The organism is Nocardia sp. CA-107356 (genome assembly GCF_050946365.1).
Classification (GTDB): domain Bacteria; phylum Actinomycetota; class Actinomycetes; order Mycobacteriales; family Mycobacteriaceae; genus Nocardia.
Map to the genome: position 1 here is coordinate 8,148,822 of NZ_CP191992.1, position 22,727 is coordinate 8,171,548.

Genomic DNA, 22,727 nt, shown 5'->3' on the forward strand with positions numbered 1-22,727 from the left:
TTGTCAGATATCGATCTCGACGTCGCCGACGGGCGCGCTGATGCAGAGCTGGATGGGCTGATCCGGATCGCTGTCGGTTTGGCCGGTGCGCACATTGCGGGTGCAACCGCTGCGCCGAACCGCGGTGCAGGAAAAGCAGATACCCATCCGGCAGCCGTACTCCGGGGTAAGGCCTGCGGCCTCGGCCTGCTCCAGCAGGACCGCGCCGTTGTTCTCGGCGGTCTTTCCACTGGCCGCGAAGCTGACCGTGCCGACGGCCTCGTCCGCGTCGACTGGTGTCGTGGACAGGGTGAACTCCTCGGCGTGCAGCCGGTGGTCCAGCTGTTCGGCCTCGAAGATCTTGCGCACCGCGTCCATCAGGCCCTGCGGGCCGCAGACATAGGTCTCGCCGTCGGCGAACCATGGCGCGATACGTTCGAGCTGGTCGTAGTCGAAATAGCCGGAGCCGTCACCGGGATGGCGCACTTCGATGTGAAAGTTCTTGTACGCCTGTGCGATCGCGTCCAATTCCGCGCGATGTGGCACCACTGCTGGCGACTTCGCGTAATGCAGGAAGGCGACTTCGCCCGGGTAGCCCTCATCCGCCAGGGTGCGCAACATCGAGAGCACCGGCGTAATGCCGCTGCCGCCGCTGATCAGCAGCACCCGTTCGGGGCGCGGTTCGGGGAGCCGGAAGACACCGTCGGCGGGTTCGAGGCTGACGACCATGCCCGGTACGGCGTTGCGGTACAGGTATTGCGAGACCAGGCCGCCCGGATGCGCCCTGACGGTCAGTTCGATGTGCCGGTCGCGCCGGGCCTCCGGATTCACCGGCGAGTAGCACCTGGTGTGCCGGATGCCGTCGATCACGACGCCGATCTGCACATATTGCCCGGCGGCGTGGCCGCGCCACTGTCGAGTGGGACGCAGGGTCAGCGTCACCGACCCCGGCGCCGAGCGGCGGACGTGGGTGATCTCGGCCCGGAGCTCGCGGACCGTCAGCGTCGGACGGACGAGTTCCAGGTAGCGATCCAGTGGGTGTGGTGTGGTCAGGGTTTGCACCAGGTCGAGAAGTCCCACCATGCGGTTCTCCGTTCAATTCGCGGCGTGCGCGGGTCCTGCGTGGTCACGCAAGCTGCCGCCTCCGGACCCTGAGCGCACGCCGCCGGGTACCTCTGCTTATCGGGCTGCGGCGTGCTCCCGATCTTCTTCGGTGAAGATTTCAGTGCACGTCTGTACACTCAACAAGTGTGACTGATGGACCGGGTCCGGTGTCAACCAGCAATTGATGTGACCCGAACTACATCCTTGGAATGGACGAATGGTGAACGGATGTATGCTCACTGTGATGAGCGAGCCCGCAGCTACCCGGTTGGAACGTAAGGAGCGCACCAGGCAGGCCCTGCTCGACGGCACACTTACGCTCGCCGCCGAGCGCGGCTTCGGTGCGCTGAGCCTGCGTGAAATCGCCCGTTCCGCGGGCATTGTGCCCACCGCCTTCTACCGGCACTTCGCCTCACTCGACGATCTCGGCGCGGCCCTGGTCGACGAGGGCATCCGCGCGCTGCGCCTGGCCCTGCGCCAACTGCGCCGCACGCCCGATGCCCGGCTTTCGGAGACGGTGCGGTTCGTCTTCGATCAGGTCGCCACCAAGCGCGAACTCTTCGGCTTCATCACCCGCGAACGCCGCGGCGGTTCGGCCGCCCTGCAGCACGCCATCGCGCTCGAACTGCAATTGATCGTCCGCGAACTGGTCGTCGACCTCTCCCGCATTCCGGACCTGGACTCCTGGTCCCCCGAAGACCTCGAACTGGCCGCCGACCTGATCGTCTCCACAGTCGCCGACTGCATCGCCGACTATGTGGCCGCCACACCCCGCGATCAACCCGCCATCGTCGACCGCACCATCCGCCAGGTCCGGCTGATCGCTCTCGGCATGGCCGCCTGGTTGCCGTCCAAGGACCGTTAGGCCGCGGTCCGCTCCGGCCCGCGGACCGGCAGCAGAGCCGCCAGACCGAGCGCGAGGACTACCAGGATGCCGACAATGCCCGCGCGATCGGTATCGAAGGCCCAGACAAAGAAGCCGAAAAGAGCTGGGGCCAGGAAGGATACGGCGCGGCCCGTAGTGGTGTAGAGGCCGAACATCTGGCCTTCGCGCCCGGGTGGGGCCAGCCGGGTCAGAAAGGAGCGGGAGGCGGATTGGGCGGGACCGACGAAGATCGTCAGCAGTAGGCCGAAGATCCAGAACATGACCGGACCGGAGACCAGCAACAACGCGATGCCGCAGATCACCATGGCGATCAACGAGGTGACGATCACGATCTTCGGGCCGACGCGGTCGTCGAAACGGCCCGCGGTGATCGCGCCGAGCGCCGCAACGACATTCGCGGCGATACCGAAGAGCAGCACATCGGAATCGGCGATGCCGTAGACCCGCACGGCCAGGATCGCACCGAAGGTGAACACACCGGCCAAGCCGTCCCGGAAGATCGCGCTGGCGATCAGAAAGCTGACGGTGCGTCGATCGACGGCCCAGAGTTCGCGCAGATCCCGCACCAGCACCCGGTAGGAGCCGAAGAATCCGGCCTTCGCCGCGCCCGGATCGGCATTGGTGCGCGGTAATTCGGGCACGGCCAGCAATACCGGCAGCGCGAAGACCGCGAACCACACGGCCGCCAGCATCGCAACCAACCGGATATTCGTGCCGTCGTCGATGGGAACGCCGAGCAGGCCGCGGTTATCTCCATGGCCGGAGATGAAGCCGAAATAGCTGATCAGCAGGATGAAGATGCCGCCGAAATAGCCCATAGCCCAGCCGAATCCGGAGATCCGGCCGACATCGTCGGGCGTGGAGACCTGGCGCAGCATCGCGTTGTAAGGCACGCCCGCCAATTCGAAGAATGCCGAGCCGAAGCCGAGCAGGACCAGACCGAGCCAGAAGTACCGGTAATCGTCGTGCACGAAAAACATCAGTGCCATCGACAAGATGGTCAGCGCGGTCAGCACGCCAAGGGAGCCTTTGCGTTTCGCGCTCGCGTCGAAGCGCTGCCCGCTGATCGGCGCGGTGAGCGCGACCACGAAACCCGCCAGGCCGAGGGCCCAACCGAGCCAGGCGCTCGACGACACCCCGCCCGGCAGATCGTCGCCGACCTTATCGGTCAGGTACACCGAGAAGACGAAGGTCAGGATCACCGCGTTGAACGCCGAGGACCCCCAATCCCACAACCCCCACGCCAGCACGTGCCCGCGCCCGGCGGCCTGTCCAACAGTCGACTGCGCGTCGACCTCGGGCCTACCCGTCACGCGACCACCACCATCGAATCGCTGCGCGATGCCGCCCTCATGGGCGCAGCCTAATGCGGATCACGTCGGCAGGCTGGGCAACCCTCGATACCAAGACAGCTATGCACTCAGTTGCATAGTACTGGCTGTAACGATAACCTTGCCCCATGGCCCTCGAACATGCGCTGCTGGTATCGCTGACCGAGCGCGCCGGTTCGGGCTATGAGCTGGCGCGCCGCTTCGACAAGTCCATCGGCTTCTTCTGGAGCGCTACCCATCAGCAGATCTATCGGGTGCTCAAGCGCATGGAGGAATCCGGATGGTTGAGCAGCGAAGTGGTGGCCCAGGAGGGCAGGCCCGATAAGAAGGTCTACTCGGTGAACGAGGCGGGACGCGCCGAATTGGCCCGCTGGATCGCCGCGCCGACGGATACCTCCATACCGCGCAACGAACTCGGGGTGAAGATCCGCGCCGCCGCGCACGGCGATATCGGCGCGCTCTGCAATGAGGTCGTCCGGCATCGCGATCAGCACAACCAGCGGCTCGAACTGTTCCGGCTGATCGAGAAGCGCGACTTCCCGGCTCCGGATCAGCTCTCCGGAACCCCACTGCACCAGTACCTCGTGCTACGCGCGGGCATTCGCGTCGAATCCGGATTCATCGAATGGTGCGACGAAGTACTGCAAGCCCTGCAACCCCGTGCAACAGCCCCGCACGCGGACCCGAAGAAAGGTGAGACTCAGCGATGAGTTCGTTCCCCCATCTTTTCGAGCCCCTCGACCTCGGCTTCACCACGCTGCGCAATCGCGTGATCATGGGGTCGATGCATACCGGCCTGGAGGATCGCGCCTGGGATACCAACCGGCTCGCCGCCTATTTCGCCGAACGCGCCCGCGGCGGTGTCGGTCTCATCATTACCGGCGGCTATGCCCCGAACCGCACCGGCTGGCTGTTGCCGTTCGGCGCCAAGCTCACCAATAAGACCGAGGCGTACCGGCACCGGGTGATCACCAGGGCGGTGCACAAGGAAGGCGGCAAGATCGCCATCCAGATCCTGCACGCGGGCCGCTATTCGTATATGCCGGGCAGTGTTTCGGCGTCCTCGATCAAGGCACCGATCAACCCGTTCCGGCCGCGCAAGCTCTCCGCGCGCGGCATCGAGCAGACCATCGACGACTACGCCCGCTGCGCGAAGCTGGCCCAATTCGCGGGCTATGACGGCTGCGAAATCATGGGCGGTGAAGGCTATTTCATCAACCAGTTCCTCGCGCCGCGCACCAATAAGCGCACCGACAGGTGGGGCGGATCGGCGGAGAACCGGCACCGGATCGCGGTGGAGATCGTGCGCCGCACCCGCGCCGCGGTCGGACCCGACTTCATCATCGTATTCCGGCTGTCCATGGCCGAATTGGTCGAGAAAGGCCAGACATTCGACGAAATCGTCGCGCTGGCAAAGGAACTCGAAGCCGCGGGCGCGAGCATTCTGAATTCCGATATCGGCTGGCACGAGGCGCGTGTCCCGACCATCGTCACCTCGGTGCCGCGGGCAGCCTTCGTCGAATTCACCGCGAAGATCACCGCGCAGGTGAACATTCCGGTCTGCGCCTCCAACCGGATCAATATGCCCGAGATCGCCGAGGAAATCCTCACTCGCGGTGATGCGCAACTGGTTTCGCTGGCCCGGCCGTTCCTCACCGATCCGGAATGGGTCAACAAGGCCGCCGCCGACCGGGTCGACGAGATCAACACCTGTATCGCCTGCAACCAGGCCTGCCTGGACCACGCCTTCCAGCACAAAACCGTCTCCTGCCTGCTGAACCCGCGCGCGGGCCACGAAACCCAACTGAAGCTGCTGCCGACCCGACGCACCAAACGCGTCGCGGTCGTCGGCGCCGGCCCGGCCGGACTCTCAGCGGCGGTCAATCTCGCCGAACGTGGGCACCGGGTAGACCTATTCGAGGCCGACGACAAGATCGGCGGGCAATTCGATATCGCCCGCCGCATTCCGGGCAAGGAAGAGTTCAACGAGTCGATCCGCTACTACACCAGGATGCTCGAGGTCACCGGCGTGACCGTGCACCTCAACAAGCGGGTCACCGCGGCGGAGCTGATCGAGGCGCGCTACGACGACATCGTGCTGGCCACTGGTGTGCGCCCGCGCATTCCGAATATTCCCGGCATCGATCACCCGATGGTGCTGTCCTACGCCGAACTGGTGCGCGAAGAGCGCGCCGTCGGCAAGCGCGTCGCCGTCATCGGCGCGGGCGGCATCGGCTACGACGTGAGCGAATACCTCACTGTCGAAGGACATCCTGCGCTCAAACTGGACGAGTGGAAGCAAGAGTGGGGCGTCGACTCTGCGGACGAGCAGGCCCCCGGCCAGCTCACCGAGCCCAAGCCCGCCCCCGCCGCCCGCGAAGTCGTTCTGCTGCAACGCAAGTCCACCCCCTTCGGCAAGGACCTCGGCAAAACCTCCGGCTGGGTGCATCGCGCCGCACTGAAAGCCAAGGGCGTCGAACACGTCGGCGGTGTGAACTACGAGCGCATCGACGACAACGGCCTGCACATCAGCTTCGGCGAAAAACGCCAACGCCCCCAACTGATCCCGGTCGACAACGTCATCATCTGCGCAGGCCAGGAATCCGTACGCGAACTGGAAGAGCCGCTGCGCGCCGCCGGAGCCGACATCCACGTGATCGGCGGCGCGGAGCTGGCAGCCGAACTCGACGCCAAGCGCGCGATCGACCAGGGCACACGACTGGCGGCCCGGCTATAGCGGCCAGCTGCCGCACACCGTTGAATCGGTAGTCACTTGTTCGGCCGCGCTCTGCGTTGTTTCCGCACACCTTTTCATGCGCCACACACGTTCTCGCCCCGCGATTTCGTGCGCGGCCCGAGAAAAGGTGCGCGGGAGCGGTATTACCAGCGTCGCGACGAATTGAGCGCCCATTCCCAGCCGAGTCCCGCGGATCCCGCCGCTCCGGGCGAATGGGCGCTGAGACGACCTCCGACCTGCATCCCCTAGGCTCCACTCGTGAGCCTGCCCTCCCCTACCTCCGAGAATCGCGCGGTTGTCACCGGCGCCTCCTCCGGCATCGGCATTGCGCTGGCCGCTGAACTCGCCGCGCGTGGATACTCGTTGATCCTGGTCGCGCGGCGCGGTGAGGTGCTGACCGAACTCGCACAGCGGTTGACGCTGGCGCACGGTATTACCGCCGAGGTGCGCGCTGTCGATCTGTCCGATCGGACCGCCCGCGGTGCGCTGGTCGAGGAGTTGGCCGCCCGCAATATCTCGATCCTGTGCAATAACGCGGGTATCGCCACCTTCGGCGCGGTCGCGGAACTCGATCCGGCCTACGAGCGGGACCAGATGGAGCTCAATGCCGTCGCGGTGCACGACCTCACGCTGGCCGTGCTGCCCGGCATGATCGCCAGGGGCGGTGGCGGCATCCTGATCAGCGGTTCGGCCGCGGGCAATATGCCGATCCCGAACAACGCGACCTATGCGGCGAGCAAGGCCTTCGCCAATACCTTCTCCGAGTCGTTGCGCGGCGAATTGAAGGACTCCGGTGTGCATGTCACCCTGCTCGCCCCAGGCCCGGTCCGCACCGAAACCCCCGACCCGGCCGAGGCCTCCATTGTCGACCGCATGGTCCCCGACTTCATGTGGGTCACCTCCGAATACACCGCCAAGATCTCCATCGACGCCCTGGCCCGCAACAAAATGCGGGTAGTCCCCGGCCTGATCAGCAAGGGCATGAGCGTCGCCGGCCAGTACGGCCCCCGCTCCCTCACCGCACCGATCGCCGGTGCGTTCTACAAAAAACTGGGCAACTGAGCCCTACCCGATGTCATCGGCCGGGCGGTCCCGCGGACCGGGCACCGTTGCACGCCCGTCCCTGAAGGTGTTGTCGCAGGTCACAGACCTGTTGTCATCCCGTCAAGATCGCCGGTCGCGGTGTCAAGTTCGCATAAGCCCGCGGTTCACACCGTTGAAACAGGCGTAGTCCTGGCATCGGCCCCGCAGACAGGAGAAAGCGGGGGCGACACAGGAGACATCGTGACGCTGCTGGAAATCTTCCCGTCGCTGCGGTCGGGTGGCATGCCCGCACGCCTCGACTCCGCCGTATGGCCGCGGGATACGCACTACGACGACGCGGGTCGAATAACCATCGACGGAGTCGCGCTGGCCGATATCGCCGACCAGTACGGCACTCCCACCTACGTCCTGGCCGAGCGTGAGGTCCGGGAGCGGTGCAAGGCGTACCGGGCCGCCTTTCCGGAAGCCGAGATCTACTATGCGGGCAAGGCACTGATGATCAGGGCGGTCGCCGACTGGGTCACCCAGGAGGGCCTGTCGGTGGACGTCTGCTCGGCGGGCGAACTGGCGGTCGCACTGTCGGCCGGGGTCGACCCGAAGCGAATCATCCTGCACGGCAACGGAAAAACCTTCGATGAACTGGAAACCGCGGTCGAGGCGGGCGTCGGCCGCATCGTTGTCGACTCGCTCACCGAGATCACCCTGCTCTCGGCCCTGGCCATGGACGGACAGCAGGTACTGCTGCGGCTGACACCCGGTATCGACGTGCACGGGCACCCCGCCGTCGCCACCGGCGTCACCGATCAGAAGTTCGGCTTCCCCATCGGCAGCGAGTCGGCCGCCGAGGCCGTCGCTCGCATTCTGCGCCAGCCGAAGTTGCGGCTGATCGGCTTCCACTGCCACCTCGGCTCCCAGATCGATGACCCCGACTACTACGGCGAGGCCATCCGCCGCATGATCGCCGAGATGGCCAGGGTCCGCGACGATCACGACTATCTGCTCACACACTTGGATATCGGCGGCGGCCACGCGGTCGCCTACCGCTGCGGCGACGCCGAAATGAATCTCACCGAACTGTCCGCGATCGTCGAGGACGCCCTCGATGCCGCCTGTGCACGCCGTGGCTTCCCACGACCGGTCATCGCCATCGAACCGGGCCGCGCCATCGTCGCCCGCGCTGGTGTCACGCTGTACCGGGTGCTGTCGATCAAGCACATCGACGGCGGGCACACCTACGTCACCGTCGACGGCGGCATGAGTGATAACCCGCGGGTCGCGCTATACGGTGCCCACTACTCCGTCGTCGTCGCCAATCGACACCCCACCGGCCCGCACATGACCGCGACCGTCGCGGGCCGATTCTGCGAAGCGGGCGATATCCTCGCCACCGATGTGCGCCTGCCCGCCGACCTACGTCCCGGCGAGGTGCTGGCAGTGCCGTGCACCGGGGCCTATCACCACAGCCTTGCCTCGTCCTACAACAGCGTCGGCCGCCCGCCGATCATCGCCGTGCGCGAGGGCCGCTGCCGGGAACTGATCCGCCGCGAAACCATCGCTGACCTGCTCAGCCGCGATGTCGGCCGCTGATCCGTCAGCAACGCGTAAAGAACGAAATCGCGCTGGTCAAGGTTGCGCTAAGGCCGACCCCGAGCCCCCGCCCGAGAGGTAAACCGAAGTATCCCCGCAGATTCAGCGGGCACAAAGGAGTACACCGTGACGCTGCTGGACCTCTTTTCGTCCGCTCGGTCGGGGTCGGCCGCACGCCTCGATTTCGCGATCTGGCCCCGGGATTCGCACTACGACGCCGCAGGCCGGATCGTCGTAGGCGGCGTCCCCCTCGCCGAGATCGCCGACCAGTTCGGCACCGCAACTCGCGTACTGGACGAGCGAGAGGTCCGGGACCGCTGCCGGGCGTATGTGCGGGCCTTCCCGGAGGCCGAGATCATCTACGCGGGACAGGCGCTCCTGGTCCGAGCGGTGGCCGATTGGGTCACCGCCGAGGGGCTCTCGATGGATGTCGGCTCCTCCGGCGAACTGGCGATCGCCCTCGCCGCGGGTGTCCACCCCAAACGAATCATCCTGCACGGCTATGGAAATCCGGACGCGCTACAGACAGCGGTGGAATGCGGCGTCGGGCGGATCGTGGTCGGCTCATTCGCCGAGATCGACCTGCTGGCCGCCATGACGACCCGGCCACAGCGGGTGCTGCTGCGCCTGTCCCCCGGCATTGATATCCACGGAAACTCGACCAATCCTCCCAAAGCCGGCCAGCAGTACGGGTTCCCGCTCGACGCCGCGGCCGCTGCCACCGAGCGGATCGTGGCCCAACCGATGCTGGATCTGATCGGCTTTCACTGCCATCTCGGGTCCCAGATCTACAACCCGGACTACTACGGCGAAGCGATCCGCAGGATGGTCGGCGAAATGGCACAGATCCGCCACGACCACGGCCGGATCCTGACCGATCTCGATCTGGGCGGCGGACATGCCATCGCTTATCGCTGCGGTGACGCCGAGATGAACCTGACCGAACTCGCCGCCATCGTCGAGGACGCCCTCGACGCCGCGTGCGCGCGCCACCGATTCCCGCGCCCCAATATCGCCCTCGAACCGGGCCGGGCCATCGTCGCTCGCGCGGGTGTGACCCTCTATCGGGTCCGCTCGGTGCAACGCCTCCACAACGGCCACAATTTCGTTGTCGTAGATGGCGGCAGATGCGACCGGCCGCAGGGTCCCAGGGACGGTGCCCGCGCGAATATGGTTGTGGTGAACCGGTATTCGACCGGCCCCGAAGTAACCGCGACCGTCGCATGCCACACCGGCAGCGCCGAGGAGATTCTCGCCACCGGCGTCCGGCTGCCCGCCGATCTGCGTGCCGGCGAGGTACTCGCGGCACCGTGCACGGGCGCCTACCAGTACAACAGCGCGATATCCGACCACAGCGCGCCGCGCACGCCGATCATCGCCGTCGGCAAGGGCCGGTGCCAGGAACTCGGATACCGCGAAGATGCCGACCTACTCGACCGCGACGCGGGCTGAGTCCTGCCGCGATCAAGGCTGCTCGGCGGCGTGTTCGATGAACCGCGCGAGCAGCTCGTGCAACTGTCGGCGTTCGGCATCGGAGAACGGCACGAGCAATTCGTTCACCACGTCATCGGCGGTGTCGTTGGCCTCGGCCAGTCGCTTCCGGCCGCTCGGCGTGATGTGCACGGCGTAGCTGCGGCGGTCCCGCTCATCCTTGCGCCGCTGCGCTAGCCCCTGCCGTTCCAGCTCATCGATGATGTAGACCATCGATGACTTGTCCAGCTGCAGCCGGTCGACCAAGGCGCGCTGACTGAGCGGTCCCACGTCGGCGAGGCAGCCGAGCACGCCGAGATGGCGCAGCTCGAGCTGCTGTTCCCGCAGCGCACGATTGGCCGCCGCGCGTGCGTAGCGATGCGCCAGATAGAGCTGTCCACCGATCTGGGCGCCGAGTCGCTGCGAAGTCTGCTCCACGGAGCAAAGTGTATCCGATGACAGATCGTCTGTATTCAGATAGTTTTAGAATATGAAGATTGTCATCGTCGGGGCCGGGCTGGCCGGACCCCTGCTCGCACAGGGCCTGCACCGAGCCGGAATCACCGTGGAGCTCTACGAACGCGAGGCCGCGGACCACCACAGCCAGGGTTATCGCATTCACCTCGACCCGGAAGGCGACCTCGCCCTGCGCGCCTGCCTGCCACCCGACCGCTACGAACGAATCGTCGCCACCGCGGGCAAACGCGGTACCGGCGTGCGGTTCCTCGACCCGCAACTGCACGTCGTCCGCGAAATGCTGGTGCCGCCGACAGCGGACGAGGATGTGCACGGACGGCATCTGACCGTCGACCGGCTCACACTGCGCAAGTTCCTGCTCACCGGCATCGACGTCCACCACGGCGCGTCGTTCGAACACTTCGAACTGCTGGACGACGGCCGGGTCCGGACCCATTTCGACGACGGCACGGTCACCGACGCCGACCTGCTGGTCGCCGCCGATGGCACGCATTCCAGGATTCGCGCCCAATGGCTGCCGGATGCCGAGGTCATCGAAACCGGTCAAGCGGAGATCTACGGCAAGACACTGCTGACCGACGAGACCCGCGCGCTGACGCCGGCCGCCGCGCTGGACGGGTTCAGCGTGATAGCCGGTGCCGACGGCCGGTTCATGTCGCTGGCCGCCCACGAATTCGCCTCCGGTGACGGCGCGGACTACGTGATGTGGGTGGTCGCCGCGCCGAGCGCGCTGATTTCGGCCGATCTGTCCGCCCTGGACAAGTACGAGCTGTGCAAGGTCGCGACGGAACTGATCGCCGACTGGCCCGAAAATCTCGGCACGCTCGTGCGCCGTGCCGATCAGAAATCGGTCCACAACACCACGATCCGGACGGCAAAACCATTGCCGCACTGGGAAACCGGTCCGGTCACGCTGATGGGCGATGCCATCCACACCATGATTCCGGCCGGGAGCAGCGCGGCGACCGCACTGCGCGACGCCGCACTGCTGTGCCAGCGCATTACCGAGCGGACCGGTCCGCTGCGGGACGCGGTCCACGCCTATGAGACCGAAATGCTCGACTACGGTTTCGACATGGTGCAACGCTCACTGCGCAGCGTGAGCTGACGCTCAGTTCGGCCCCCGCAGCTTCTTCGCGGTCTGCACCGCGGTGAGCGCATTGAGACGACCGAAGCCGTATTTGGCGCTGTGCCCGTCCGCGCTGTACCCGCCGTGCTGCGGATCGATCATGTCGCACGACTGCTTCAACAGGTCCTTGACCTCGTTCGACGCGAGACCCGGATGTACCGACAGCACCAAGGCCACGACACCGGCCGCCCCGGGGCATGCGCTCGACGTGCCGCCGAAGCTATTGGTGAAGTTCCCGGCGGCGTCGCCGTCATCGGTGGTGCCGACGTTGTACCCGGCGGCGCCGTGTCGATCGACGGTCCAGATGCCCGGTGTCAGTGCGTCGGGATGATGGAACGCCGGATGCCCGAAGTCGCTACTCGGGAAAGCGCACCACACAGCCTTGCCGAAATCGCTGTAGACACTGCGTTTTCCGGTGTCGTTGCAGGCCGCGACGGCGATAACCTTCGGGAAGCTCGCATAGCCGTCGTTATCGACCGACTCGTTGCCATTGCCCGCCGCGAACAGCACGACGCAGCCCTTGCCATTGCGGCCATTGTTCACCGCATGCTCGATCGCCAATCGCGTGCTGGCCGGTATCGGCACCACCTGATCGTGTGCCGGGTCGTCCGGTCGGAACCAGACGCCGTCGGCGGGGCCCCAACTGCACGAGATGACGTCGGCGCCGTGGTCGGCGGCCCACGTGAAGGCGCGCGCCTCCGCCTGTGACCCGAGTTGGGAGGCGAGCCGAATCGGCATCAGCCTGGCCTCGGGTGCGACGCCGGAGGCGCCGAGCGTGCCATTGGCACAGGCGACACCCGCGCATGCGGTGCCGTGATTATCGCCATCTCGGGGACCGGTCCCTTGCACATCGCGCGGCCGCGGATCGTTGGACTGCAAGGTCGCGTCGCGCGGTGCGACCACCTTGCCCGCCCCGGCGAATTCCGGGTGGTCGATATCGACACCGTCGTCGATGAGCGCGATCGTCACCCCCTTGCCGCGGGTTACCGCATGGGCCGCCTCCACATTCGCGTGCGCGTTCACCGCCGCGCCGCCGATGGTGGTCGGCTTCAGATGCCACTGCTGCGGGAAGATCGTCTTGCGGGAGCGCCGTCGGATCAGCTCGGGATGGCAATAGACGACATCAGCACGGCTCAGCAGCCCATTCGCGATATCGAACACCCGCTGCCCGGTCCCTTCGACCGCGCCGGTGAAGTACGCGTTCGCCGCATAGGTCACCGTCTCCTTGATCCGCAGACCCGCCTGGTCGAGCACCCTGCGACACTGTTCGGGTTTCGCGTCGTCGGTGAACTTCACGAAGATGTTCTCGGTGTACAACACGGGCTCCTCGCTCACCGGATCCACCAGCACATGACCGGCGAAACGCACCTCCGGCGCGGCGGCCAGTACCGACTTGCGCGCAGCGACCGTCCGCGAATCCGGCGGCACCCGGTAGACCTGCACACCTGCTTCGGGATAGGACACCACCACGGCAGCGTCATCCAGTTCGCCGCTCAGCGGTGTGCGGACCGACCCGATGGAGCGGGGGATCGGACGTCTGTTCTGGGTTCGGACCGCGATCAGGTCCGGACTTTGTTCCAATTCGAAACCGGGATCGTTTTTGGTCCCGAAGTTTGCGGTTGGCATGACGACTCCTTAATTGTCACCGCCCGAACACCACTGCAAAATTAGCGCTGACCAGCGACGACGTATCGAGTACCCGCTACTCGGAAATGACCGGACCCGCCGACGGCGGATCAGCGGGTTCGGATTTTCACTCGGGGTGGCGCCCTCAGCGCTTACGGGTGCCGAAAATGCTGCGGCTGATCTCGCGGCCCGCGGCCGTGGCGGCCGAACGCAGGAAGCTCTTCACCGCCGGATTCTTCATGATGCGCTCGGCCGCCGACTCTTCCTCCGGCGCCTTCGAGGAACGGCCCGGCGCCGGAGCCGACTCCGGTTCCTGTTGCTGCGCCGCCGCGACCTTGGCGGCCAGGATCTCATAGGCCGACTCCCGGTCGATGGTCTGGCCGTACTTGGCCGACAGCGCACTGGACAGCGCCCGCGACTTGATCTGCTCATCGCCGATGGTGTCCATCAGCGAGCGCGGCGGCTGAATCCTGGTCCACGCCACGGGAGTTGGAGCTCCCTGCTCCGAGAGCACCGTGACGATCGCCTCACCGGTGCCCAGCGAGGTGAGCGCCTTCTCCAAGTCGTAGGCCCCGGTCTTCGGGTAGGTGCGCACCGTCTTGGACAGCGCCTTCTGATCGTCGGGGGTGAAGGCGCGCAGGGCGTGCTGAATGCGCGCACCCAGTTGGGAGAGCACCGGATTCGGGATATCGGTTGGCAGCTGGGTGCAGAAGAATACGCCGACGCCCTTGGACCGGATCAGCTTGACCGTCTGCTCCACCTGTTCCAGGAATGCCTTCGAGGCATCCGCGAACAACAGGTGCGCCTCGTCGAAAATGAAAACGAGCTTGGGCTTTTCGACGTCGCCGACCTCGGGCAGGGTCTGGAACAGGTCGGCCAGCACCCACATCAGGAACGTGGAGAACATCACCGGCCGGGCCGCTTGCGCGCCCAATTCGAACAGCGTGACCACGCCCTGGCCGCCCGCGGTGCGCAGCAGATCCGCCGGATCCAGTTCCGGCTCGCCGAAGAACGTGTCACCGCCGTCGGCCTCCAGATTCACCAGTGCGCGCAGGATGACACCCGCGGTGGCCGCCGAAACCCCGCCGATGCCCTTGAGATCTTCCTTGCCCTGCGGACTGGTGAGATGAGTGATGACCGCACGCAGATCCTTCAGATCCAGCAGGCCGAGCCCCGCCTTATCCGCCCAGTGGAAGATCAGCCCGAGCGTGGATTCCTGAGTCTCGTTCAGGCCCAACACTTTACTGAGCAATACCGGCCCGAATGCGGTGATGGTCGCGCGGATCGGCACCCCGACTCCGCCGGTACCGAGCGAGACGAATTCGGTCGGATATCCGGCCGGCGCCCAGTCCGCCGCACCGGTTTCGGCCGCCCTGGCGCTGAGCTTGTCATTCGCCTGCCCCGGCTGTGCGAGCCCCGACAGGTCACCCTTGATATCGGCGAGCACCACCGGCACCCCGGCCCGCGAGAGCTGCTCGGCGATGCCCTGCAGCGTTTTCGTCTTTCCGGTACCGGTCGCACCGGCCACCAGACCGTGCCGGTTCATGGTGCGCATCGGAATCCGTACGCGCGCGGTCGAATCGACGGCACCGTCGACCACAATGGTGCCCAGTTCCAGCGCGACCCCGTCGAACGCGTACCCTGCGGCGATCTGCTGAGCCACCGATTGCTCTGCGACCTCGGCGGTTTCGTTCGCCGCCGCCTTCGCGGTTACCGCCGCGGCGGCACTGGCGGCCGCGGTCTCGGCCGTCGCGGCCGCCCTCGATTGCGCGGCCTCGGCCTGCGCCACCGCATTCGCCGCATTCGGATCGGCGGTCGCGGCCGCCGCCTCCTGCTCTGCCAACTCGCGCTCGGCGGCCTCCGCCGCCGCGGCGGCCTCCGCGGCGACGCGCGCTGCCTCCTCGGCCGCCCGCCTAGCCGCGGCCGCCTTCTCCTGGGGGGTGAGCCCACCCGCCCCCTGGCCACCACCCCCCATCGAATCGCTGTGCGATCCTGCGTTCATCGCGCGTCCTCCGTCTGGTCTGACTGTGACTGCTTCCGCGGTGTTAGCTGTCGTGTCGAAACGCATACGCCGATCTCCGCAAACTCTATCGCCGCTGCCACCCATTAGGACCGATGCCGCAGGCATCGCAGACAAACACCGCTAATGTTGCCGAGGTGTCCGACAAATATGTGGTGTGGATGGATTGTGAGATGACCGGCCTGCGACTCGACAGCGACAAGCTGATCGAGGTGGCCGCGCTGGTGACCGACAGCGACCTCAATATTCTCGGTGAGGGCGTGGATATCGTCATCCACGCCGATGACGAGGCTCTCGCCGCCATGCCACAGGTGGTCGCCGATATGCACGCGCGCTCCGGCCTCACCGACGAGGTGCGCCGCTCCACGGTCACCCTCGCCGACGCCGAACAGCAGGTACTCGACTACATCCGCGAATACGCCCCGACCGCGGGTACGGTCCCGCTCGCGGGCAATTCGATCGCAACCGACCGTGGCTTCATCGCCCGCGATATGCCCGCGCTCGATACGCATCTGCACTACCGGATGATCGATGTGAGCTCCATCAAGGAGCTGTGCCGCCGCTGGTACCCGCGCATCTACTTCGGCCAGCCGGAGAAGGGTCTCACCCACCGCGCCCTCGCCGATATCAAGGAATCCATCCGCGAGTTGGAGTACTACCGGCGCACCGCGTTCGTCCCCACACCCGGCCCGTCGACCGCGGAGATAGCCGCCATCGCGAGCGAAGTGAGCGGGACCGCGAAAGGCGCCGCCGCGGCCGGACAAAATGGCACGTCAAAAACCGATTAGGGACTGGCGGGGGTAACACGCTAATATCTACCGCGCTGGTACATAACCAGCATGGTGGCTGTAGTTCAGCTGGTAGAGCACCAGGTTGTGATCCTGGGTGTCGCGGGTTCGAGTCCCGTCAGCCACCCGCGCGGGCCAGGTCAGGGCATCAAAGCTCCGGCCTGGCCCTTCTGCTACTCGACACCTAGCGAGTCTATCGCGAGGTTTCACGCCCACCCTCAGCGAGTAATCGCGGCGCCGGATGACCGAGAACCCATTCGGGTTCGCTCTCCTTCAGGAGTTGCGGTGCAATACAATTCGTCGTGACGAGCGGCCTTCAGGGGGACAGGGTGTCGATGATCATCGTTACCGACAATTCCGACGAATTGCGCGACCTCGCGGAGTTTCTCGGGGACACCGACGAGCTGCGGGGCCGGCTCAAATCGCAGCTGCGGCCGCCGGGGCCGGAGGATATGGGACCGATTCTCGAGGCATTGGAGATCCTGGTCGGCCCGGGTGGTATCACGGCCGCGACGGCAACCGCGATCGTCGCGTGGATACGCAGCCGGCGGGCGGATGTTCGGCTGACGGTGCGGGGTTCGGGTGATCGAATCGTGGAACTCGACGCGCGAGGTGTCGGCGCGTTGGACGGTGCCGAACTGCAACAGTTGGCCGAAAGGCTGCTGAGAACCGTCGAGCCGGAAGGCCAGGGTCGAGCGCCGATCGAGCAGTGACCGATCTATCCGGCGAGGGCGTTCGAATCCTCGTCCTGGCCACCGCGACTCACACCACAACCGCGTTGCCACCGCTGCCTACGGTGGCGCAGACCTTCTCCGACTTGCATGCCGCCTTCATCGAGCGGTGTGGCGCCATGACGGAGAACGTGGTCGGTGTACTCGACCCGCCGGACGCGCGCACGATGGCGGCGGCGATCGCCGAGGAAGCCGCACGTGCTCGGTCGGTGCTGGTCGTGTACTTCCTCGGGCATGGCCTGCGCGGCCCCGGCGGTGAACTCTATTTGGCGGCGAAGGACACCGGCGAGCTCATCCCGGGTCTGGCCGCGCACCAAGCCCTGTCCTTCGCCGCGTTGGCGCAGGCATTGGGAGAATGCCGGGCGCCGTCGGTGGTGGTGATTCTGGATTGCTGTTTTTCCGGGTCGGCGACCCTCGAAGCGGACACCGCTTCGATTCGGGAGTTCGCCACCGGTGCCCACGGTCGCTATCTGATCGGCTCCGCCGAACATCTCGCGTCGGCGCCGGCCGGGCAACGTCATACCGCCTTCTCCGGCGCCCTTCTGCAACTCCTCGAGAACGGCGATCCCCGGGCGCCGTCGATGCTGACCCTGGACGCGCTCTTCGACGGGGTATATCGCTCGTTGCGTGATGCTCAACGCGGCCCGCTCCCGCGCCGCCAAGCCGGTGACCGTGCGGGCACGCTGATCATTGCGGCCAATCCGGCTGCTGCACCGACGGATGAACCCGCGCGCGATCCGACTCCCGGACGGTCCCCGTATCCGGGTCTGGCGTCGTTCGGGCCCGACGACGCGGGGATGTTCTTCGGTCGCGCCACCATGCTCGCACGGCTTCTCGACGAACTGGCGGTCGCGGCCACGGAGGGCGGGCCTAGGGTGCTGGTCGGTGCGTCCGGTTCGGGCAAGACCTCACTGCTCAATGCCGGTGTGATCGCGGCCCTACGAGATCGCGGTCTACCGGGCGTGGCGGGATCGGTGGGTTGGGCGCTGCGCCGGTTCACCCCCGGCGCCGATCCGCTCCAACGGTTGGTCGCCGCTCTTGATGCTCCAGACAGCCGCGATCTGATCGACCGAGATCCCGGCAGGGTGACCGAACTCGCCGACAAGGTGTTGGCGCGGCGCCCCGGGGACACCCTGACCGTGATCGTGGACCAACTCGAAGAACTGTTCACTCTTTGCGCCGACACCTCCACGCGGACTGCCTTTCTGCGCGCGCTCACCGCGCTGGCCGAGGCAGCGGATGGCTCGACGCCGTGCGCGCTCGTGGTGATGGCGCTCCGTGCCGACTTCTACGGACACGCTGTCTGTCATCCGGAACTCGTTGCTGCACTGCGAGACCGGCAGATCCTGATCGAACCCATGACTCGTGACGAGCTGAGAGAGGCGATCGACGAACCCGCGCTGCGAAACGGCTGGTGTCTGGCGGATGGGCTCGCCGACATAGTGATCAACGACCTCGGGCCCGGCGCCTCGGCGGAAGCACTGCCACTGTTGTCCCACGCGATGCTGTCCACCTGGCACCGCCGGGACGGCAACGAACTGACTGTGGCCGGGTACCGGGACACCGGCGGAATCGCCCACGCCATCAAACAATCGGCGGACTCGATCTACGCGTCCGCAGACGATGCCGGCCGCGACGCGCTCCGCACGATGCTGCCCCGGCTGGTGCGCGTCGGCGCCGATGGCGATGCCGACACGGGCCGACCTTGCGACCGCACCGATCTCACCCACGCGGTGCCCGATCTGGATGTGGCGCACGCGGTCCTGGACCGGTTGACCGAGTCCCGATTGATCACGATGGATCGCGACACCGTGCGGTTGGCGCACGAGGCGCTGCTGCGCGAATGGCCACGTCTGCGTGCATGGATCGATTCCGATCGCGCCCGGTTGCGCGCCGAGCAACAACTCGCCCACGACGCCGGGGAGTGGGAGCACGCTGAGCGTGACTCCTCGCTGCTCTACAGGGGAACGCGCTTGGCGGCACTGCGCGAACAGCTCGGCGCCGCCGATGTCACGACCGAATTGGAGCCGGTGTCGGCCGGATTCGTCGAAGCGTCCGCGCGTCAGGAGCGTCGCTCCACACGGATCCGTCAAACGACTGTCGCGGTGCTGGCGGTGCTCGCGCTGTTGGCGACGGTAGGTCTGACCGGAGCGTTGCTGTATCAGCAGAAGGCGGCGGACGCTCAGCAGCGCGACCTCGCCCGGTATCTGGCGGCCGAAGCGGAGAACCTTCGCTCCCGCCAACCGGGCCTCGCCAAACAACTCAGCGTGTTGGCCTATCGAATCGATGCCGAGGCAGGTCTCGGTTCGCTGCTCAACAGTCGGAACACCCCGGGCATGATAAACCAGGGAAGAACGGCCGCCGATATCGCCACCAGCGCCGACGGCAACGTGCTGGCAATCTCGTCGGTGGACGCCATCGCGGTACGCCGCACGCAAGGATCCGAAGCCGGACTGATCACCGATCTGCTGGCCGGCGCGATCGCCGTCAACCCGGCAGGAACCTTGCTGGCCGCGGCTACCTTCACTCCTCCCGGATCGGTGGAGACCGACCTGCGCCTGTGGGATACGACCGACGTGACCCACCCGATCGAGGTGGTCGGGATGAGGCTGGAGTCAGCGGTGACCGCGATGGCCATCGCGCCTGACGGCGCGACGCTCTACGCGGGCACCTCGACCGGGGAAATCCTGCGGTGGAACATCACACAACCCGCCACGCCTTCGGCGCTGCCGATATTGCGAGCCCGTTCCGCGCAGATCGACACGCTCACCGTCGCACCGCACCGCGGCTTGTTCGCCTCCGCCACCATCGACGGGCACACCGACGTCTGGGATGTCTCGAATCCCGTTCCCGTGACCACGCTCGACATCGGGGCCGAGCCTTACGCGCCGCGGTTCCCCGTGTTCAGGCCGTGGCATCGCATCGCATTCGACCCCGAGGGGCGCTATCTGGCCGCCCCTCACCAATCTGTGATCGGCTCGGGCGACCAACGACCCCTGCTCTTGTGGGACCTCGGTGACCCGACCGCGCCGCGGACCAATGATTCCCCACCGGTGACGAACTCGACGGGCCAGTGCTACAGGGACATCACCTCGATCGCCTTCGACCGAACAAGTCGCGATATCGGCGAATTCGTCGCTGTATGCGGCGAGACCTGGCAGCTGTGGCGCTACAGCGTGCAAACCGGGGCGATCGCGGCGGGGGCTTCGGTCAGCGCCGAAACCGGCCACGCCAGCGGTCACATGTTGTTCGACCCGCGTCACGCCGGTCGCGCATTCCAAGCAACGGACCAGGGTGTCGCGGTATGGGGCATTTCCAATCCCGCGCAACCCGGTGCAGCGTACTTCTTGCCCGGCCCGCCGAGACTGGCGGCGCCGCTGGTGTTCCGGTCGAAAGGCAGCGGCGAAGTGCTCATTGTCGGGACGTCCTACGGAAATTTCGTGTGGACAAGCCGGGGAAGCGTCAAAGACGGTGCCGACAATCCGACGTATCTTTCCGCAGCGCCCGCCTTCCTCGGCCAGGACATCGGAATCAGTCCCGACGGTAGTTATTTCGCGGCGGTCGAAGAGAATACTGCGGATGACTACGTCCTACGATTCCGATCGACATCCGATCCGGCGTCCGGCATCGTGGCCACGATCGATGACCTGGTCAACGGCGTGGCGGCAGTCGCCTTCAGCCCTACCCAGCCGATTCTCGCGGTGGCCGATGACCAGTATGACGCGCCGGCCGAGAGTCGCGTAGTCCGGCTGTACGACGTCAGTGACCCACACCATCCCCGTCCCATCGTTACCATTCCCGCACCCGCGAACTGGCTCGCGTTCACGGCCGACGGCACAACGCTGCTCACGGCCGAATCGGCTTCGTCATCCCAGCCTCAGGAGTTGCGGCCGACGATTGATATGCGGCTACGTGCATGGAGCGTGGTGAGCCGAACCAGTCCTTCCGAATTGTGGTCGCAGTACCTGCCGGCAAGCGAGCGGGGATACAGCAAGATGGCACTGAGCCCGGACAGTGCACTGTTGGCACTTTACGGATCCGATGGACTCCTGCGCCTGTGGAAGCTGAAGAACAACAGCCTGGAGGGTTCTCCGGTCGTTGTTCCGGTCGGCGCTCCCCGAGCGAACATAACCTTCAGCCACGATGGCAAGAGACTCGCATTGGCGGCGAACCGCGTCTCATCGTCCGGCGAGTACCTGGTGCGTCCAGAGATATGGAACGTCGCAAATCCTGACGCGCCCTTCTTGGAGTCGTACCTGAGCCAAGGAGATGTCGAGAAACTCGCCTTCAGCCCCGACGGCACCGCGTTGGCGGTGGCGCGATCCGGATCCGGTGTCGAAATCTGGAACCTCGACCCGGAGCCGATAGTCGGAGATGTGTGCAACGCCGTCGGCGATCCAATGACGCGGCAAGAGTGGATGCGGTACCTACCCGACCGCGACTACCGACCACCGTGTGCTTGACATGAACAGTCGACCAGGCAGATTTCCGGGTCTTCTGCTCGACGGGGGCGGCGGGTTGTGGTGCTGGAGGAATCGGAGTGGTCCGATCGGAGGGGCTGAAGACGTACCGATCTCGAGCACGGAGCGTGCGAAAGCACCGAACCTCGTGTGACTGGGCCCCGATGGCAGGTCCACCGGCTATGCGAGTTGTAGTTGCTGCTCGAACTCGGTCGGTACCCATTGCTCACGGAATGCTTGCGGGGTAAGGAAACCCAGCGATCCGTGTGGCCGGTAACTGTTGTACTCGATGCGCCAATCCTCGGCAAGGACCCGCACCTCGGTCAGGGAATGAAACACCTCGCAGGACAGGAACTCGTCGCGGAAACGCCCATTGAACGACTCACAGACACCGTTCTGCCACGGCGATCCCGGATCGATGAACGAGGCATCGACCCCGGTGAACCGGCACCAATCCCGCATCGCGTGCGCGGTCATCTCGGTGCCATTGTCCATGCGAATGTGCATCGGCTTCCGCCCGGTGGCCACGATGATCTCGTGGAGCACACCGACCAGCTGATCGGCGGTGCACGACCGGAATGCTCTGGTGGCCAAGGCTTCCCGCGTGAACTCGTCGACAATGTTAAGGAACCGGACTTGTCGACCGTCGACAGTGACATCGACCTGGAAATCCAGGGCCCACATCTGATCCGGGAACGACGCCTTCAGACGCTGATTCCGACCCGGCCCGATGCGGCGTTTCTTACGCACTCGACTCGGTCGCTTCAATCCCTCCTCACGCCAGAGTCGTTGGGTGCGTTTGTGGTTGGTTACCAGACCCTCGCCACGGCACAACGCGTGCGCCTTCCGCCAGCCCCACCGCGGATGACGCCGGGAGATCACGCGCAGCCGCTCCCTCAGCGTCCGTTCGACCTCGGCGACCGCGCGCGGCCGACGTTGCACCGACCGCGACTGCCCCACCACTCGGCAGGCGCGGCGTTGCGACACCCGAAACCGCTGCTGCAGAACCACCACGGCCCTGCGACGGCGGTCCGGGCTCAATAGTTTCCCCGGTTCACTTCCTTGAGCATGTCGATATCGAGGGCCTGCTCGGCGACCATCTTCTTCAACCGCGCGTTCTCGCGCTCCAGCTCTTTGAGCCGTTTCGCGTCGTCGGATTTCATGCCGCCGTACTGGGCTTGCCAGCGATGCCAGGAAGCCTCGGAAATCTCGAGGTGCTTGCACACCTCCTCGATCGAGAATTTCTCCCCGATCAGCTTCTCGCCCTCGCGCAGCTTGCGGATGATCTGCTCGGGGGTGTGTCGTCGTCGCGCCATGTCGTGATCTCGTCCTCCTGCACCCATTCTGGTGCATCAGAA

16 protein-coding genes and 1 tRNA gene are annotated in these 22,727 nt (G+C 65.9%); 11 read left to right on the forward strand and 6 right to left on the reverse strand.

Annotation, left to right across the window (positions count from 1 at the left end; all coding sequences use genetic code 11):
* Nucleotides 1–3 precede the first annotated feature (3 nt).
* On the reverse strand, nucleotides 4–1,062 hold the full coding sequence (locus ACQP1G_RS36810) for a ferredoxin reductase (RefSeq protein ID WP_433194281.1): 1,059 nt from the start codon (nucleotides 1,060–1,062) through the stop codon (nucleotides 4–6).
* Between the two features lie 265 nt (nucleotides 1,063–1,327).
* Between ACQP1G_RS36810 and ACQP1G_RS36815 the strand changes: the two genes are divergently transcribed.
* Nucleotides 1,328–1,948 (forward strand): TetR family transcriptional regulator, encoded by a 621-nt coding sequence (locus ACQP1G_RS36815; protein ID WP_433194282.1) that lies wholly within the window; start codon nucleotides 1,328–1,330, stop codon nucleotides 1,946–1,948.
* On the opposite strand, the gene ACQP1G_RS36820 is transcribed toward ACQP1G_RS36815, so the two are convergent.
* The gene (locus tag ACQP1G_RS36820) at nucleotides 1,945–3,282 is read right to left on the reverse strand and encodes an MFS transporter (RefSeq protein ID WP_433194283.1); all 1,338 of its coding nucleotides are present in this window, start codon (nucleotides 3,280–3,282) and stop codon (nucleotides 1,945–1,947) included. The two genes, ACQP1G_RS36815 and ACQP1G_RS36820, sit on opposite strands and share 4 nt — an antisense overlap.
* Nucleotides 3,283–3,428: 146 nt before the next feature.
* Between ACQP1G_RS36820 and ACQP1G_RS36825 the strand changes: the two genes are divergently transcribed.
* From ACQP1G_RS36825 to ACQP1G_RS36845, 5 genes are all read left to right on the forward strand, one after another.
* Complete coding sequence (locus tag ACQP1G_RS36825) at nucleotides 3,429–4,010, forward strand: PadR family transcriptional regulator (protein ID WP_433194284.1); 582 nt, start codon at nucleotides 3,429–3,431, stop codon at nucleotides 4,008–4,010.
* Entirely contained in the window at nucleotides 4,007–6,037 is a 2,031-nt protein-coding gene (locus ACQP1G_RS36830) for an FAD-dependent oxidoreductase (RefSeq protein WP_433194285.1), read from the forward strand. Before ACQP1G_RS36825 ends, ACQP1G_RS36830 begins: the two co-directional genes overlap by 4 nt.
* A 258-nt stretch (nucleotides 6,038–6,295) precedes the next feature.
* The gene (gene cmrA / locus ACQP1G_RS36835; RefSeq protein ID WP_433194286.1) at nucleotides 6,296–7,099 is read left to right on the forward strand and encodes a mycolate reductase; all 804 of its coding nucleotides are present in this window, start codon (nucleotides 6,296–6,298) and stop codon (nucleotides 7,097–7,099) included.
* Nucleotides 7,100–7,321: 222 nt separating this feature from the next.
* Nucleotides 7,322–8,668 carry a diaminopimelate decarboxylase gene (lysA, locus tag ACQP1G_RS36840; protein WP_433194287.1) on the forward strand — a complete coding sequence of 449 codons (1,347 nt, stop codon included), beginning with the start codon at nucleotides 7,322–7,324 and terminating at the stop codon, nucleotides 8,666–8,668.
* Nucleotides 8,669–8,794: 126 nt separating this feature from the next.
* Nucleotides 8,795–10,120: a diaminopimelate decarboxylase family protein gene (locus ACQP1G_RS36845; RefSeq protein WP_433194288.1), complete on the forward strand. Its 1,326-nt coding sequence runs from the start codon at nucleotides 8,795–8,797 to the stop codon at nucleotides 10,118–10,120.
* A gap of 12 nt (nucleotides 10,121–10,132) precedes the next feature.
* On the opposite strand, the gene ACQP1G_RS36850 is transcribed toward ACQP1G_RS36845, so the two are convergent.
* Complete coding sequence (locus tag ACQP1G_RS36850) at nucleotides 10,133–10,576, reverse strand: MarR family winged helix-turn-helix transcriptional regulator (protein ID WP_433194289.1); 444 nt, start codon at nucleotides 10,574–10,576, stop codon at nucleotides 10,133–10,135.
* Between the two features lie 52 nt (nucleotides 10,577–10,628).
* On the opposite strand from ACQP1G_RS36850, the gene ACQP1G_RS36855 reads away from it, so the two are divergent.
* A complete protein-coding gene (locus tag ACQP1G_RS36855; RefSeq protein WP_433194290.1) occupies nucleotides 10,629–11,723 on the forward strand; it encodes an FAD-dependent oxidoreductase in 1,095 nt (364 codons plus the stop codon).
* A gap of 3 nt (nucleotides 11,724–11,726) precedes the next feature.
* Here the strand turns inward: ACQP1G_RS36855 and ACQP1G_RS36860 are convergent, their stop codons facing one another.
* Both ACQP1G_RS36860 and ACQP1G_RS36865 read right to left on the reverse strand, forming a co-directional pair.
* Nucleotides 11,727–13,370 (reverse strand): S8 family peptidase, encoded by a 1,644-nt coding sequence (locus ACQP1G_RS36860; RefSeq protein ID WP_433194291.1) that lies wholly within the window; start codon nucleotides 13,368–13,370, stop codon nucleotides 11,727–11,729.
* A gap of 145 nt (nucleotides 13,371–13,515) precedes the next feature.
* Nucleotides 13,516–15,372 (reverse strand): helicase HerA-like domain-containing protein, encoded by a 1,857-nt coding sequence (locus ACQP1G_RS36865; protein WP_433194292.1) that lies wholly within the window; start codon nucleotides 15,370–15,372, stop codon nucleotides 13,516–13,518.
* A 155-nt stretch (nucleotides 15,373–15,527) separates the two neighbouring features.
* Here ACQP1G_RS36865 and orn point away from each other — a divergent pair, with 155 nt between their 5' ends.
* The 4 genes from orn (at nucleotide 15,528) to ACQP1G_RS36885 (ending at nucleotide 21,372) form a co-directional block, all read left to right on the forward strand.
* Complete coding sequence (gene orn / locus ACQP1G_RS36870) at nucleotides 15,528–16,178, forward strand: oligoribonuclease (RefSeq protein ID WP_433194293.1); 651 nt, start codon at nucleotides 15,528–15,530, stop codon at nucleotides 16,176–16,178.
* A gap of 54 nt (nucleotides 16,179–16,232) precedes the next feature.
* Nucleotides 16,233–16,305: transfer RNA gene (locus ACQP1G_RS36875), tRNA-His, on the forward strand.
* Nucleotides 16,306–16,513: 208 nt separating this feature from the next.
* Nucleotides 16,514–16,891 carry an effector-associated constant component EACC1 gene (locus ACQP1G_RS36880; RefSeq protein ID WP_433194294.1) on the forward strand — a complete coding sequence of 126 codons (378 nt, stop codon included), beginning with the start codon at nucleotides 16,514–16,516 and terminating at the stop codon, nucleotides 16,889–16,891.
* Complete coding sequence (locus ACQP1G_RS36885) at nucleotides 16,888–21,372, forward strand: caspase, EACC1-associated type (protein WP_433194295.1); 4,485 nt, start codon at nucleotides 16,888–16,890, stop codon at nucleotides 21,370–21,372. Before ACQP1G_RS36880 ends, ACQP1G_RS36885 begins: the two co-directional genes overlap by 4 nt.
* A gap of 177 nt (nucleotides 21,373–21,549) precedes the next feature.
* Here ACQP1G_RS36885 and ACQP1G_RS36890 read toward each other — a convergent pair.
* A protein-coding gene (locus ACQP1G_RS36890) for an IS3 family transposase (RefSeq protein WP_433191779.1) occupies nucleotides 21,550–22,685 on the reverse strand; the annotation gives its coding sequence in 2 pieces (ribosomal slippage) (nucleotides 21,550–22,424 and nucleotides 22,424–22,685; 1,137 coding nt in all).
* Nucleotides 22,686–22,727 lie beyond the last annotated feature (42 nt).

Excerpts from the sequence above, each read along its gene's own strand:
- ACQP1G_RS36855 (WP_433194290.1), top strand. The coding sequence starts at position 10,629 with ATGAAGATTGTCATCGTCGGGGCCGGGCTGGCCGGACCCCTGCTCGCA.
- ACQP1G_RS36860 (WP_433194291.1), bottom strand. The coding sequence starts at position 13,370 with ATGCCAACCGCAAACTTCGGGACCAAAAACGATCCCGGTTTCGAATTG.
- ACQP1G_RS36865 (WP_433194292.1), bottom strand. The coding sequence starts at position 15,372 with ATGAACGCAGGATCGCACAGCGATTCGATGGGGGGTGGTGGCCAGGGG.
- ACQP1G_RS36825 (WP_433194284.1), top strand. The coding sequence starts at position 3,429 with ATGGCCCTCGAACATGCGCTGCTGGTATCGCTGACCGAGCGCGCCGGT.
- ACQP1G_RS36830 (WP_433194285.1), top strand. The coding sequence starts at position 4,007 with ATGAGTTCGTTCCCCCATCTTTTCGAGCCCCTCGACCTCGGCTTCACC.
- ACQP1G_RS36815 (WP_433194282.1), top strand. The coding sequence starts at position 1,328 with ATGAGCGAGCCCGCAGCTACCCGGTTGGAACGTAAGGAGCGCACCAGG.
- ACQP1G_RS36880 (WP_433194294.1), top strand. The coding sequence starts at position 16,514 with ATGATCATCGTTACCGACAATTCCGACGAATTGCGCGACCTCGCGGAG.
- ACQP1G_RS36810 (WP_433194281.1), bottom strand. The coding sequence starts at position 1,062 with ATGGTGGGACTTCTCGACCTGGTGCAAACCCTGACCACACCACACCCA.